Genomic DNA, 14,229 nt, shown 5'->3' with positions numbered 1-14,229 from the left:
AACAAATGAAAGTATTGGTCTTTGATAATTACGACAGCTTTACCTATAACCTTGTCCAGATTATTGAACGGGTGCTGCAAACCAAGGTCGATGTTGTGAAAAATGATGAAATAAGTCTGGAAGACATCGGGCGGTATGACAAAATCGTACTGTCGCCGGGTCCCGGGATTCCCGAAGAAGCCGGAATTTTACTGGATGTCATTAAAAAATATGCTCCTGAAAAAAGCATTTTGGGAGTTTGCCTGGGACAGCAGGCCATTGCAGAAGCCTTTGGAGGAACGCTGATCAACCTTTCGGAGATTTTTCATGGGGTCGCTACGCCTGCTGAGTTGGTAAAAGAAGATACTAAACTTTTCAGGAACCTGAAAAGCGGGCTTGAAGTGGGACGGTATCACAGCTGGGTGGTGAACCAGGACGGTTTCCCGGAAGAACTTGAAGTCACAGCAGTGGATAAAGACGGAATGATTATGGCCTTACAGCATAAAACCTATGATGTGCATGGAGTGCAGTTTCATCCGGAAAGTATTTTAACGCCGCAGGGTGCGGTGATCATTGAAAACTTCCTGCTGAATTAATTAAACCCTATTATTTATTAATCATGAAAATCATCAGCTGGAATATTGCTAGGCCAAAAGTGAATCAGCATTCCAAGATTTCTTTTATTAAAAATATCATTGAATCTCAGGAGCCCGATCTTATTGTCCTTACTGAAACCAGCCGCTGCCTTGAGTTTGGGAAAGCATATTATGAATTACACTCTGAGACGCTACCCGTTTTTCATGAAGATCAACTTTATGAAGAAAAAGAAAACCGGGTAAGTTTTTTCAGCAAGTATCCTATTGAAACGCAGTACAATACTTATGATTCCTATACAAGTATCTGCGGAAGTATTACTACAGATCTTGGCCCAATCATCATGTATCTGAGTATCATAGGAAGTTTCGGAGGCAGAGATTCTCATTTTACTCATGATCTGAATTATCAGAAAGAAGAAATAAAAAACATGAAAGGAAATATTTGTTATTCCGGCGACTTCAATATCTCATTTTCAGGATGGAAATATCCGAATAAAAAAGTGATTGAGGAAACAAAAGCATTTTTCAGCCACCACGATTTGGAGATTCTGACAGAAAAGAATGAGAACAGTGCCGTCCATATTGTTATGAACAGCAACTTTTTAAAAGATAAAACGGTAACACAGCACATGATCCCGATTGACCGGAAAATTTCTGATCATCATTTGGTAATCTGTACCATTGAACCTATAAACCTTTAGATATGAAAGACATCCTGCAATATTTATTTAATCATCACACTCTGTCTAAGTCCGAGGCCAAGGCGATTATGATTGAAATTGCCCAAAATAAATTCAATGATACGGAAGTTACGGCTTTTATCAGTATTTTCCTGATGCGGAATATCACGCTAAAAGAGCTTGAAGGGTTCCGTGAAGCCCTTCTGCAAATGGCAGTTCCCGTGCATATTGATGCCGGTGATGCGATTGATATCGTAGGAACCGGCGGTGACGGAAAAAATACGATCAACATTTCTACCTTGGCCAGCTTTGTCGTGGCAGGAACCGGGCAGAAAGTAACCAAACACGGCAATTACGGCGCTTCAACGGTTACGGGATCCTCAAACGTCCTGGAAGAGCTGGGCTATGAATTTAAAAACAATTCAGACCGGCTGCAGGAAGACCTGGACAAAGCCAATATCTGCTTTCTGCATGCGCCTTATTTTCATCCTGCGCTGCAATCCGTCGGAGCCTTGAGGAAATCCTTAGGGTTAAGGACTTTTTTCAATCTGTTAGGCCCTCTTGTAAATCCGGCAAAGCCGCAGTTTTCAATAATCGGAGTATACAATCTGGAAATTGCACGGCTGTACCAGTACCTGCTGCAAAAAGAAGAACGCCATTTTACACTCGTTCACGGGATGGATGGCTATGATGAGATCAGTCTCACGCATGACAGTAAGATCATCACTAAAGACGGTGAAGAAATGTATTCGGCTGAAGATTTAGGATTTGCTTCCGTTACACAGGAGAGCATACAGAGCGGTAAAACAACCCATGAGACGGCAGCTATTTTTAAAAATATCCTGCTCGGAGAAGGCACGGAACAGCAGAATTCCGTAGTGCTCGCCAATGCAACGGTAGCCCTTTCCCATACCGGGAAATTCGGGAGTTACAGCAATTGTGTGGCTGTGGCAAAGGAGAGTTTATACGGAGGGAAGGCTTTAAGAAGCCTGGAACTGCTGCTAAACTAAGAGCTTCATTAAAAGGTTCAATTTTAAAAAAAACACAATGAATATACTAGAAACCATCATACAGCGAAAAAGAGAAGAAGTTTCAGCATCAAAATCAACGGTTTCCGTTCAGCAGCTGAAAGATTCTGATTTGTTCGGACGGAAAAGTCTTTCTCTGAAAGAAAACATCATCACCGGAAGCGGAATCATTGCAGAGTTTAAAAGAAAATCGCCTTCAAAAGGGATGATCAATAATATAATTTCTCCGTTGGAAGTCGTTTCAGCCTATGAAAAGTCCGGGGCCAGCGGAATTTCGATTTTAACGGATCGTGATTTTTTCGGAGGAAGTTCTGAAGATATCATCAGGGTGAGGGAAAACATTGCGATCCCGATACTGCGAAAGGATTTTATGATCGATGAATACCAGCTGTATGAAGCCAAAAGCATCGGTGCCGATGTCATTTTACTGATTGCCGCCTGCCTGTCACCTTCCCAGGTCAATGATTTTACAGGTCTGGCACACGAACTGGGCATGGAAGTCTTGCTGGAGATCCATACTGAAGAAGAGCTGGGACATCTTAACCCGGATATTGACTTAGCCGGCATCAACAACCGGAATTTAAAGGATTTCAAAGTAGATCTACAGCATTCCGTTAATTTAAAGAACCAGCTGCCGGAACCTGTTTTATCCGTTGCAGAAAGCGGAATTTACAGCGTGGAAGATTTTAACTATTTAAAAGAACAGGGCTTTGACGGCTTCCTGATGGGTGAATATTTTATGAAGAACGAAAATCCGGGAGCAAAGTTTGCCGAATTTATTTCCAATGTATCAATATAATAATGTACCCGTTTAATAATGAATGAAACCCAACAAGCAAAACTCAAAGTTTGTGGTTTGACAAAACTGCATCAGATTCATGAATTGATTTCTATGCATGTGGATTTTCTGGGGTTTATTTTCTATGAAAAATCGCCGAGGTATGTTTTGAACCATTTGAACCTGAAGGAAATATCAGAAGTTCAGCATTATGGAAAAGTGGGTGTCTTTGTCAATGAACACTTGGATAAAGTAGTTGAAATATCAGAAAAGGCGGGCCTGAATTTTATCCAGCTTCACGGCGATGAAGATGAGTGTTTCATTGCTGAACTGAGAAAAAAATTACACCCGGGAACCGGAATAATCAAAGTGATCAGGATGGGAAACCGGGATATGGGAGATAAAAAATCCATACAACAACGTATGAATGACTTGCTACGTAATGTTGATTATCTTCTTTTTGATACGGATTCAAAAGCTTTCGGAGGGACCGGAAAAACTTTCGGCTGGACTCTGTTGAATGAAATTAATATTCCACTTCCTTATTTTCTAAGCGGCGGCATTTCGGAAGAGAATATTAAAAATATGGAAACCCTGAATCAAAAACCTTTTGCCGTAGATATCAATTCAAAATTTGAAACCGGGCCAGGAATTAAAGATGTTAGCCGGATACAAAAATTCAGAGGAAAATTTGAAATATCATGAGACTGAAATAAAATTTTAAGATATACCCTCAGTACAAAAATTGAATAAATCATTTAAAAAAATTACAAAATGAACTATAAAAACCCGGATCAAAACGGATATTACGGAGCATTCGGAGGGGCCTTCGTTCCCGAAATGCTCTACCCGAATGTGGAAGAACTTCAAAATAAGTATTTACAAATCATAGAATCCGAAGATTTCCAGGCTGAATATCAGGATCTGCTGAAAAATTATGTGGGACGTGCCACGCCATTGTATTTTGCGAAAAATGTAAGCGAAAAATATAAGACCAAGGTGTATTTGAAACGTGAAGACCTTAATCATACAGGGGCACACAAAATCAACAATGCTTTAGGACAGGTCTTGCTGGCTAAGCGTCTCGGAAAACATAGGATTATCGCAGAAACGGGAGCCGGACAGCATGGTGTCGCAACGGCAACGGCCTGTGCATTTTTAGGTCTTGAATGTATTGTATACATGGGTGAAGTCGATATTGCAAGACAGGCTCCGAATGTAGGAAGAATGAAAATGCTGGGAGCTGAAGTCATTCCGGCAACGTCAGGTTCGAAAACCCTGAAAGATGCCGTGAACGAAGCTTTGAGGGACTGGATTAACAACTCAACCACAACCCATTATGTGATCGGGAGTGTGGTCGGTCCACATCCGTTTCCTGATCTGGTGGCGAGATTTCAGAGTGTGATTTCAAAGGAGATCAAAGAGCAACTGTATGAACAGACGGGAAAAGAAAACCCGGATTACGTAATGGCCTGCGTAGGCGGAGGAAGCAATGCAGCAGGGGCTTTTTACCACTTCGTTGAAGAGGAAAATGTAAAGCTTATTGCTGCAGAGGCAGGAGGTCTGGGCGTAGCTTCAGGAAAGTCGGCAGCGACAACTTTCCTGGGGACTTTAGGGGTTTTACACGGAAGCAAAAGCCTAGTGATGCAGACCGGCGACGGCCAGGTCATTGAGCCCCACTCTATTTCTGCAGGACTGGATTACCCGGGAATCGGGCCTTTCCATGCGCATTTATTTCAGGAAAAGCGCGCGGAATTTTTCAGCATTACCGATGAGGAGGCTCTGGAATCTGCTTTTGAACTGACCCGGCTGGAAGGAATTATTCCCGCACTGGAAAGTGCCCATGCACTGGCGGTCTTAAACAAGAAAAAATTCAATGAAGATGATGTTGTGGTCATCTGCCTGAGCGGCCGTGGCGACAAGGATATGGAAACGTATTTAAAAAATTTGTAAAATGTAAAAAGTATTGATGTAAAATGATTTTAAATATTTTGCATACATTAATACAATAGATATGAAAAAACTAAATATATATTTCACCGCAGGGATTCCTGAATTGGAAGATACTGCCGATATTATACAACTGATCCAGGATTCAGGAGCGGACATGATTGAAATCGGCATGCCTTATTCCGATCCTGTAGCGGACGGACCGGTTATCCAAAAAGCGCATGAACTGGCCTTATACAATGGAATGACCATCGAAAAGCTGTTTTCCCAGCTAAAATCTGTGAAAGATCAAATCCGGATCCCGGTTATCTTAATGGGATATATCAATCCGGTTTTAAGCTTCGGTTTTGAAAATTTCTGCAGGGCATGTTCCGACAGCGGTGTTTCGGGACTGATCATCCCTGATTTACCGCCCGTGGAATTCGAGAAAAATTATCAGGCTTTGCTGGAACAATATAATCTGAACTTCACTTTTCTGGTAACCCCGGAAACGTCTGACGAAAGAATTATGTACCTTGATTCTTTAAGTTCCGGGTTTCTGTACGCGGTAAGCTCCTCATCCACCACCGGAAATACAAACGCCGTATTGAAAAATGACGGATACTTAAACAGGCTTGCATCATTACCTTTAAAAAATCCTCTGATGATCGGTTTCGGAATCCAATCTAAAGAAGATTTTGAAAATGTTACGGAAAAAGCAGACGGCGGAATCATCGGAACTGCCTTTGTGAATATTTTGCTGCAGGATAGAAACTGGAAGAACGAAGCTATAGATTTCATCCATTCCATCAAAGCGTAAAAATCACTAAATTTGTATCATTAAACAAAGGAATGAACACACATCAGAATAAGACCGTAGCATTTGAAGATCTGGGGATAAAAGAATATCAGCCGGCCTGGGATTATCAGGAACAGCTGATGAAAAATATCATCGATACAAAAATCAAAAACCGTGATCTCCCGGCTGAAGAGCATCTCATCACCTCTAACCATTTTCTTTTGGTGGAACATCCGCATGTGTATACTTTAGGAAAAAGCGGGCACGAAGAAAATATGCTGGCCGGAATGGAACAGCTCAAGGAAATCGATGCTACTTTTGTAAAGGTCAACCGCGGCGGTGATATTACCTATCACGGGTACGGGCAGATTGTGGGCTACCCTATCCTTGACCTTGAAAATTTCTTCACGGACATTCATAAATATATGAGGAACCTGGAAGAAGTCATCATCAGGACCATTGCCGAATACGGACTGAAAGGGGAACGTTCTCCCGGAGAAACCGGCGTCTGGCTGGATGTGGGAAAACCGTATGCGAGAAAGATCTGTGCCATGGGCGTAAAAGCTTCCCGCTGGGTTACGCTGCACGGTTTCGCACTGAATGTGAATACGGACATGCGCTATTTTGAATACATCATCCCCTGCGGAATCAAAGATAAACAGGTGACTTCTTTAAAAAGAGAACTGGAAAGAGAATTGACTCCCGAGGAAATGGAAGATATCAAAGCGAAGATCAGGAAGCATTTTGAGGAGGTGTTTGAGGCTGAATTGGAATTAAAATAAGCAATTTAGTTTATGCAGTAATTCAGTACTTTACAAATGATAATCCTTATTTGAAATTATATGAAAACCTCGTTATAAGCGGGGTTTTTAACATTTTCCATAGTGCCAATAACACTGATCTTAACATTAATTTAAATAAAATTAACACAATTAAATTGTACGCAATTCAATTTGGCAGCATTTTTGCATCATGGTATTTCAATAAAAATAATTAGAAAAATGTCATTAATAGAAGACCTGAACTGGAGACATGCCGTAAAAGCATATGACCCAACGAAAAAAGTATCTGAAGAAGACCTGAATAAAATTTTAGAAGCCGCAAGACTGGCCCCAACTTCATCCGGGCTTCAGCCGTTCCGTGTTGTTGTTGTGGAAAATCAGGAATTAAAGGAAAAAATGGTTCGGGGTGCGCTTAATCCTGAAGTGATGAGAGACTGTTCGCATGTTTTGGTTTTTGCCGCCTGGGACCGTTATTCTGATGAGAAAATTGATCAAGTATATGATCTTCATACCGATGTAAGAGATTTGCCAAGAGGAAGATTCTCAAGCTATACCGATAAGATCAAAGAACTGTATGGCGCACAGACGCCCGAAGAGCATTTTGCCCATACGGCAAGACAGACGTATATTGCATTAGGCCTTGCCATGGCTCAGGCAGCGGAACTGAAAATCGACACGACGCCTGCAGAAGGTTTCAGCAATGAAGTGGTTGACGAAATTTTAGGATTAGGGGAACTGGGGCTGAAAAGCGTTTCGCTCCTGTATATCGGATATAAGGATGCTGAAAACGACTGGCTTTCCCACATGAAGAAAGTACGGATTCCTATGGAAGAATTTATCATCAGGAAATAATTTTCACCTCATTTTTTTGAATTATGAAAGATCAGAACCCACCCAGATTAGGAAATCAGCTCTGTTTTCCGCTGTATGTCATTTCAAAAGAAATTACGGGACTCTACCGGCCTTTTCTTGATGAGCTCGACATTACCTATCCACAGTATCTGGTGATGATGGTTTTGTGGGAAAATGACGGACTGACCGTGAACCAGATCGGTGAAAAACTGTATCTCGACAGCGGAACGCTCACTCCCCTTCTGAAAAGGCTTGAAAGCAAGCACCTGATCATAAGACAGAGAAAAAAACAGGACGAAAGGGTGGTTCAAGTGTTTCTGGCTGATGCCGGAAACCTGCTGAGGAAGCAAGCCTGTGAAATCCCCGGAAAAATCCGGGATAAACTGGACCTTACAGAAGATGATCTGGCAGAACTTAAAGAGACCATTCAAAAAATATTAAGCAAAATAGAAAATAAATGAAGACCTTATACACCACAAAAGTAACTGCCAAATGCGGCAGAAACGGCCATTTGAAAAGTGAAAACGGCATCCTGGACCTGGATGTTAAAATGCCCAAAGCATTAGGCGGCGCCAATGATGATTTCACCAACCCCGAAATGCTCTTTGCAGCAGGATATTCTGCATGTTTTGACAGCGCACTGAACAGAGTGATCAGCTTATCGAAAGTAAAAACTGGAGAAACAACGGTGACTGCACAGGTCAGCATCGGACAGCTGGAAAACGGAGGTTTCGGTTTAGCCGTTGAACTGGATGTCAACATTCCTGAAGTTTCCATAGAGGAAGCCCAGTCTTTGACGGAAAAAGCCCATGAAATCTGTCCCTACTCCAATGCGACACGAAATAATATTGAAGTGAAGCTTTCGGTGACGAATCATTAAGCTTCCTTAGTTTAATTATATAAACTCTGTTTCTTTTGGGAACAGAGTTTTTTATTCAAATAAGTGAGAATTTAAGTTACTTTTTAAACAGAAATTTTTATTTTTGAAATTATTGATCTGTGAATTCAATGCTTAAACTTAATGACCTATGAAAAATATACTGATTCTCATATTAACATTGATTACCACTGTCTTCAAGGCTCAAAATAAAAACAAAACCGATGAAATAAATGTCCTGTTTATCGGCAACAGCCTGACTTATTTCCATGACATGCCGCAAACCGTCCAGAAAATGCTTAATGAAACAAACCCTAATATCAAAATTGATCAAAGTACCTTTCCGGGACAATCCTTATCCGGTCATTTATCGGAGATCATTACATCCAGAACGGAAAACGGAATTAATACCAGACCAAAAGAACCGGGCGAAATTACAGAAACAGAGAAAAAAATTGCAGCCAAAAGATGGGATGTAGTGATCCTGCAAACAGGGGGAGTCGGTATTTTAATTCCTGAAAACCGTGAGATGAAAGTGAATAAAGCCATTGCAGCAATTAGAAAATTGGTTAATAATCCTAAATGTGAGTTTATACTTTTCAGCACCTGGCCAAGTAAAAATCAATATCCTCAACAATATTGCTATCCATCCTCAATGATAGACGAATCGATAAAAAAAGATAAATGCTGCTCACCGGTTCTGGAAAATTTAACGCAGGAAGCCAGAGTAATTAATGAATCTTATGAACTGGTAGCAAAAGAAAATGATTTAATTAAATCAGATAACGGAAGTAAATTCTTTGAAATCCTAACCCGACATCCCGAAGTAGAACTGTATGAAGATGAAAGCCATCCCAATATATATGGAGCTTTTTTAAATGCCTGTATCTTTTATAAGATGCTAACAGGGAAAAAAGCATCTGATCTAAAATATATCGGAGCAATAGATCCTAAAACAGCGGAATTATTGAAAAATATTTCAGATTAATTATTAATACCCCATAATTTTTGCTACCTTCTCATATTTTAATAATAAATGTTCAAATTAAAAATTACCACACTTGTCATTACAATTTGTTTCTTTTTCAAGGCTCATTCACAGAAGACCTATGCTTTTTTCGGTTCATTCAACCGGGATAAAAATACGGAAGGAATTTATGTATATGAATTAGATACCATCAGCGGGAAATTATCTGAAATAACCACCTTCAAAGGCATTTTAAATCCATCATTCCTTACCTTATCTCCGGATGGAAAATACGTTTTTGCGTGTACGGAAAGCAAAACTCCCAATGGAGGAAAAGTAAGCAGTTTCGAATTCAAACCTGAAAATAAAACGCTGGCTTTTATCAACAGCCAGAAAAGTGGTGGCGAAAATCCGGTATATGTCACCGTTCATCAAAATGGAAAATGGCTCATTAATGCCAATTACACGGAAGGAAGTGTCTCCGTATATCCGGTTTCGGAAAACGGAGTCATACAGCCATATGTACAGAATTTTCATTTTTCCGAAGGAAGTATCAATTCTGACAGGCAGGACCGTTCCCATATCCACGCTGCTGTATTTTCACCCGATTCCAATTACCTCTTTTTGCCGGATCTGGGAGCTGATAAAATCAGAATGTATGCATTCGACAATAACAGGGATAGGCCGTTGCAGGTATCAGAGCCTTCTTTTATAAAAGCTCCTTTGGGGAGCGGGCCAAGGCATTTTACTTTTCATCCGAACGGAAAATTTGCATACTGTATCGAAGAAATGGGAGGAACTGTAAGTGCCTATGCCTATGAGAGCGGAAATTTAAGGTATATCCAGAGGATCAATACCCATTCTGAAAAATATAAAGACCATTTTGAAAGCTCTGATATTCACATTTCTCCGGACGGCCAATACCTCTACGCATCAAACCGAGGAGATGAGAACAATATTGCCATATTTTCCATTCTGAATGACGGTACCCTGAAAACAGTCGGCTATCAGTCTACCAAAGGAAAACACCCTAGGATTTTCGGTCTTGATCCCAGCGGAAAGTTCCTGATTGCCACGAATGCCGGAACCGATAATGTTGTCGTTTTCAGGCGGAACGCTGAAACAGGATTATTAAAAAGAGCAGGCAAGAAAGTGAAGATAAAAAATGTTTCATGTGTACAGATCAGGAAATATTAGTTACCTCGTCAGAGAATCACTGCTCTTATAAGCATCCACTTTTATATACTCACCACTTCCCTCTTTTCCTTTTTTATCTGAAATCAGAATGCCATACAGGTGGTCAATTTCATGCTGGAAAATAACGGCCGTAAAGCCTTCCACCATTTCAGAGTGCTTCTGCCCTTTCAGATCAGCATATTCCAGCTGGATGACTTGGCTCCGGTAAAACAGGTCCCTGAAATCAGGAATTGACAAGTCGCCTTCCGGACCGAGGTTCTGCAGTTCAGATTTCCAGGTGATCACAGGATTGAGAAAATATTCCAAAGGCTCGCCTATTTTATCAAAACGCTGAACCCAGATGACTTTTCTGTTGATCCCGACCTGTGGCGCGGCGATCCCTACGCCGCCGTCTGTTAAAAGAAGGGATTCTTTCATTCTGTTCACCAGTATTGCCGTGTTTTTATCAAGCGGATCAATATCTTTGGACAGGCTTAACAACGTCTGATGCTGATGTTCTTCCGTGGTCTGATAAACAGGCAATGCCGATGTTACATCTCCCTGGCTGATTAAAGAAATTTCAACTGAAGTCAGCTTTTGAGCATTAATAAAACCGGTAAAAAATATAAAGAGTAAAGAGATTTTTTTCATTCTTGCTGGAATCTTAAACAAAGATAAAAGATGTTTTTATGTTTCGGCTAAAGCCATTTGAATTATTCCATTAAAAACAGACCAGAGTTCTTTTCTAAGAATACATTCTTTATCTGTCTTATCCTGCTGGTTAAGCAGGTTGCTCCTATTTTTAAATAAATAATCTGTGAAAATCCGTGGGAAGAATTTTAATAGGTCTTCGTCATATCAGCCGGAATTATCAGATTAAAATCGGTTGGTTTATACTCTTTTTCCGGGATTTTCAGTTCAGGATCTTCCGATTCAAATACAGAGATTACCGCCATCTTCAGGGTTGGGTTTTTCTGCCTGATGTACCAGTAAATCCCGCCGAACTCTTTGCTGTGGTAGTTCCCGTTGTAATGAATAAACGTCTTACCGGCCTGAAAATTCTCCAGAATGGATTCTGCCATCGTAGCATCTTTGATGGCCTGGGCAGCAATAAAATTCATCGTTTTGGTTCCGTCGGCATGATCGCCCATCATGGTTTTCATTTCAGGATACCCCGGAGTATCCAGAGTGACTTTGACCGGTAACCGGGCCATATAGGCCTTGTCTTTTTCAGGAAGCTTATTAAGTGACTCTAATCCTTCTTTTGCGGTCTGGGAAGCATATCTTCTCGGGACATTCGTGGCTACAAAATTTAATTTTTTAGCTTTGGCAAAATCTACCAAAGGCTTGTAATCGGTCGGGAAATTATTCCACAAACGTGCTGAATCTTTCAGGGTCTTGGCATCCATTGTCCCGTTAAGGTATTGATTCAGCTGAGACTGGTTGTCCCTTTCAAACATTTCGGCCCCCAGAATAAGCTGCCCGTTTTTCTTTTGATGCAGGGCTTCCGTAATCTTCAGCTGAAGCCAGTGGTTGATCGAACTGTTATGGTTTTCTCCAAAAAAAACCACATCATAATCCACCAGTTCACTGATTAGTTTATCCGTTTTAATTTCCTTTCCTTTTTGATTGTAAAACTGATAGGCTTTGAAAGCCTGGGCATGTAATGAACAGAAAGTGGCGAGCAATATTGTTACTAAAATACTTTTCATTTTTATTTTACCATTTAATTAACCTTTTTTATCATCCGAAATAATCCGGCTTGGACCTTTCAGGCATTCTTTAATATACTTTGCTTAGATCCGCACAGGATGGCAGACTGAATGGATATTGATTGATTGAATCTAAGAGCCTGTTCAAATTTATTTTACAAAACAATTTCCCGAAGATGGTGGACATTACCCAGATGTTCATATGCATGTAAAAAATCAGCGATAATATTTCTCAACATAAACTTTAAAAGGTTTTATAAAGTTTTGATACTAACCTTTAAACCGGCTCTAAAATAAGTATTTATTAAAGATATTTTATAACCTCGACATTAAATAAAAAGCCGCCCTGCAAAAAACAAAGCGGCCTTAATAAAAAAACGATCTAACTATTATTTTTCCAATCCGGCTACCAGGTCTTTCCATTCCTGAAGCTCAGGGATTCCCGGCTTTCTTTTTCCAAAGAACTGAACGATGAAATCGCCTTCTTTGTTGAATACTTCGATAGCAGTTACTTCTCCATCCTCAGTCGGTTTTTTCACGATCCATGCCTCAGCGATTTTTGTCACATCAAGATGTAGGTTGAAATCAGGATCCATAACGTTGAACCACTGCTGATGCCAAAGCGTTTTCTTCACATTTCCCGTGTGGATCTGAATAATCCCTCTGTTTCCGACAAAGATCATGATCGGAAGCTGTTTTTCAGAAGCATCTTCCAGTACGTTCACTACTTTTGCATTGTCGATTTTTTTGGCAAAACCTTCAGGAGCAAGTCTCAGAGCCTGTGTTCTGCTTACCCCGAATTTTCTGGTCATCATGAAAAAGTCATGCGTATCTTTTAAAGAAGTCCATGCCTGCTGAAACCCTTCCACATCAATTTCCGAATCTGCTTTTTCAGGAGCTTTGGGAGCTACCGTCTCAAATTCGAAAGCCTGGTTCTGGTCTTCTGCCCTGAATTTTTCTACAGTAGCATCGAAAGCCGCTTCTTTGCTGTCTTTTGTTACATAAATCTTGTGTAATGCCAGGCCGTCTTTTCCAAAGAACTGAAGACTTTTCTTGTCACCTTCCACCACTGCAAAAGCAAACTTCCAGTGGTTCAGGAAAATCCTAAGGTCAATTTCTTCCCCTACGAAAAGCTGTGCATGCGGGCTGCTGAAATCCCCATTCAGGTAAGCCCCTTTTCTTTCATGAACACACTCGTCATTGCGGGTAAGGGCCATTACTTTTCCTAACTGTTCAGCTTCCGTCAGAATATTCTGAAATTCCGGTCTGAGTACGGTTACCCCTTCTCCGATACTGGTAGCCAGCAATTCCGCTTCGCTTACGGCAAGTTCCTGCGCCGCGTTTCTGATTCTCATATTCGGGTTTTCAGCTTTAAGAGCTTCCCATTTTTCTTTTAATTCATTTACTAATGTGCTCATTATTTTATTTTTTTATGGTTAGAATTGTATAATTTCTTGTTATGGTTTCGTCTGCGGTCTTGCTTTTTACCTGTTCTTCCCTTTCAGAGATTTTCATTCTCGTAAAACGGCTCTGTGATACGGTTTCTTCCATTTCTAAAGTACTGTATAGGGTAAAATCAAATTGGGTAAAGGGCAGCCTCTCCATGAATTCTTTCTGTCCGAAAGTCAGGACAAAGATTCCTTTGTCTTTCAGTACCCTGTATACTTCATTTAAATACTGAACAGGCTCTTCCCAAAAATAGACGGTATTTACCGTGAATATTTTATCAAATGTTTTATCTGAAAAAGGCAGTTTTTTTCCTTCATACCACACAAAATCCACCTGATCTTCATACTCCTGATTTAATCTTCCGGCTTCATGATGCATGGTTTCTGAAATATCAATACCTGTATACCTTAAGTTTCGGGCTTTCTTTATAAGATATTTAACATGCGCCGCATTGCCGTGACCGATTTCCAGGATCGTTTCATCATCTTCTATCAGAAGTGTTTTGATGCTTTCAATGGTCATCCCGATGTTGGTATCATTCATTATCCCGGCGATTTCAATCCCTTTTTCACCCTGTGGATTGGCCAACTGCCGTGCTAATTTCTTTAAATCTTCTTTTTCCATT

The 14,229-nt window shown here is 40.6% G+C and carries 17 protein-coding genes; 13 read left to right on the top strand and 4 right to left on the bottom strand.

Annotated features, from left to right (window positions below):
• The first annotated feature begins 5 nt into the window (after window positions 1–5).
• The 13 genes from H561_RS0107210 (at window position 6) to H561_RS0107150 (ending at window position 10,464) form a co-directional block, all read left to right on the top strand.
• Window positions 6–575 carry an anthranilate synthase component II gene (locus H561_RS0107210; protein ID WP_027386397.1) on the top strand — a complete coding sequence of 190 codons (570 nt, stop codon included), beginning with the start codon at window positions 6–8 and terminating at the stop codon, window positions 573–575.
• Window positions 576–598: 23 nt separating this feature from the next.
• Window positions 599–1,276: an endonuclease/exonuclease/phosphatase family protein gene (locus H561_RS0107205; RefSeq protein ID WP_027386396.1), complete on the top strand. Its 678-nt coding sequence runs from the start codon at window positions 599–601 to the stop codon at window positions 1,274–1,276.
• Window positions 1,277–1,278: 2 nt separating this feature from the next.
• Window positions 1,279–2,265 carry an anthranilate phosphoribosyltransferase gene (trpD, locus tag H561_RS0107200; RefSeq protein WP_027386395.1) on the top strand — a complete coding sequence of 329 codons (987 nt, stop codon included), beginning with the start codon at window positions 1,279–1,281 and terminating at the stop codon, window positions 2,263–2,265.
• Window positions 2,266–2,302: 37 nt separating this feature from the next.
• Window positions 2,303–3,082, top strand: a complete 780-nt coding sequence (trpC, locus tag H561_RS0107195) for an indole-3-glycerol phosphate synthase TrpC (protein ID WP_027386394.1) — start codon at window positions 2,303–2,305, stop codon at window positions 3,080–3,082.
• A gap of 18 nt (window positions 3,083–3,100) precedes the next feature.
• A complete protein-coding gene (locus tag H561_RS0107190; protein WP_034761607.1) occupies window positions 3,101–3,766 on the top strand; it encodes a phosphoribosylanthranilate isomerase in 666 nt (221 codons plus the stop codon).
• 69 nt (window positions 3,767–3,835) lie between these two features.
• Complete coding sequence (trpB, locus tag H561_RS0107185; RefSeq protein ID WP_027386392.1) at window positions 3,836–5,014, top strand: tryptophan synthase subunit beta; 1,179 nt, start codon at window positions 3,836–3,838, stop codon at window positions 5,012–5,014.
• A 61-nt stretch (window positions 5,015–5,075) separates the two neighbouring features.
• Complete coding sequence (gene trpA / locus H561_RS0107180; RefSeq protein WP_027386391.1) at window positions 5,076–5,810, top strand: tryptophan synthase subunit alpha; 735 nt, start codon at window positions 5,076–5,078, stop codon at window positions 5,808–5,810.
• Between the two features lie 32 nt (window positions 5,811–5,842).
• Window positions 5,843–6,571: a lipoyl(octanoyl) transferase LipB gene (gene lipB, locus H561_RS0107175; RefSeq protein WP_027386390.1), complete on the top strand. Its 729-nt coding sequence runs from the start codon at window positions 5,843–5,845 to the stop codon at window positions 6,569–6,571.
• A gap of 219 nt (window positions 6,572–6,790) precedes the next feature.
• The gene (locus H561_RS0107170; RefSeq protein WP_027386389.1) at window positions 6,791–7,423 is read left to right on the top strand and encodes an NAD(P)H-dependent oxidoreductase; all 633 of its coding nucleotides are present in this window, start codon (window positions 6,791–6,793) and stop codon (window positions 7,421–7,423) included.
• Window positions 7,424–7,446: 23 nt separating this feature from the next.
• A complete protein-coding gene (locus H561_RS0107165; protein ID WP_027386388.1) occupies window positions 7,447–7,884 on the top strand; it encodes a MarR family winged helix-turn-helix transcriptional regulator in 438 nt (145 codons plus the stop codon).
• On the top strand, window positions 7,881–8,303 hold the full coding sequence (locus H561_RS0107160) for an organic hydroperoxide resistance protein (RefSeq protein WP_027386387.1): 423 nt from the start codon (window positions 7,881–7,883) through the stop codon (window positions 8,301–8,303). Before H561_RS0107165 ends, H561_RS0107160 begins: the two co-directional genes overlap by 4 nt.
• A 148-nt stretch (window positions 8,304–8,451) precedes the next feature.
• On the top strand, window positions 8,452–9,288 hold the full coding sequence (locus H561_RS0107155) for an SGNH/GDSL hydrolase family protein (protein WP_027386386.1): 837 nt from the start codon (window positions 8,452–8,454) through the stop codon (window positions 9,286–9,288).
• Between the two features lie 48 nt (window positions 9,289–9,336).
• A complete protein-coding gene (locus H561_RS0107150) occupies window positions 9,337–10,464 on the top strand; it encodes a lactonase family protein (RefSeq protein ID WP_027386385.1) in 1,128 nt (375 codons plus the stop codon).
• Here H561_RS0107150 and H561_RS0107145 read toward each other — a convergent pair whose 3' ends face one another.
• The 4 genes from H561_RS0107145 to H561_RS0107130 all read right to left on the bottom strand — a co-directional run bounded on the left by H561_RS0107145 (window position 10,465) and on the right by H561_RS0107130 (window position 14,228).
• The gene (locus H561_RS0107145; RefSeq protein WP_027386384.1) at window positions 10,465–11,094 is read right to left on the bottom strand and encodes a peptide deformylase; all 630 of its coding nucleotides are present in this window, start codon (window positions 11,092–11,094) and stop codon (window positions 10,465–10,467) included.
• A gap of 188 nt (window positions 11,095–11,282) precedes the next feature.
• Entirely contained in the window at window positions 11,283–12,155 is an 873-nt protein-coding gene (locus H561_RS0107140) for a ChaN family lipoprotein (RefSeq protein WP_027386383.1), read from the bottom strand.
• A 389-nt stretch (window positions 12,156–12,544) separates the two neighbouring features.
• Entirely contained in the window at window positions 12,545–13,573 is a 1,029-nt protein-coding gene (locus H561_RS0107135; protein WP_027386382.1) for a hemin-degrading factor, read from the bottom strand.
• Between the two features lie 4 nt (window positions 13,574–13,577).
• Window positions 13,578–14,228 (bottom strand): class I SAM-dependent methyltransferase, encoded by a 651-nt coding sequence (locus H561_RS0107130; protein ID WP_027386381.1) that lies wholly within the window; start codon window positions 14,226–14,228, stop codon window positions 13,578–13,580.
• Between the last annotated feature and the right edge of the window lies 1 nt (window position 14,229).

It is taken from the genome of Chryseobacterium gregarium DSM 19109, from assembly GCF_000430845.1.
Taxonomy (GTDB): Bacteria; Bacteroidota; Bacteroidia; order Flavobacteriales; family Weeksellaceae; genus Chryseobacterium; species Chryseobacterium gregarium.
This window is presented reverse-complemented; position numbering and strand designations above follow the sequence as displayed.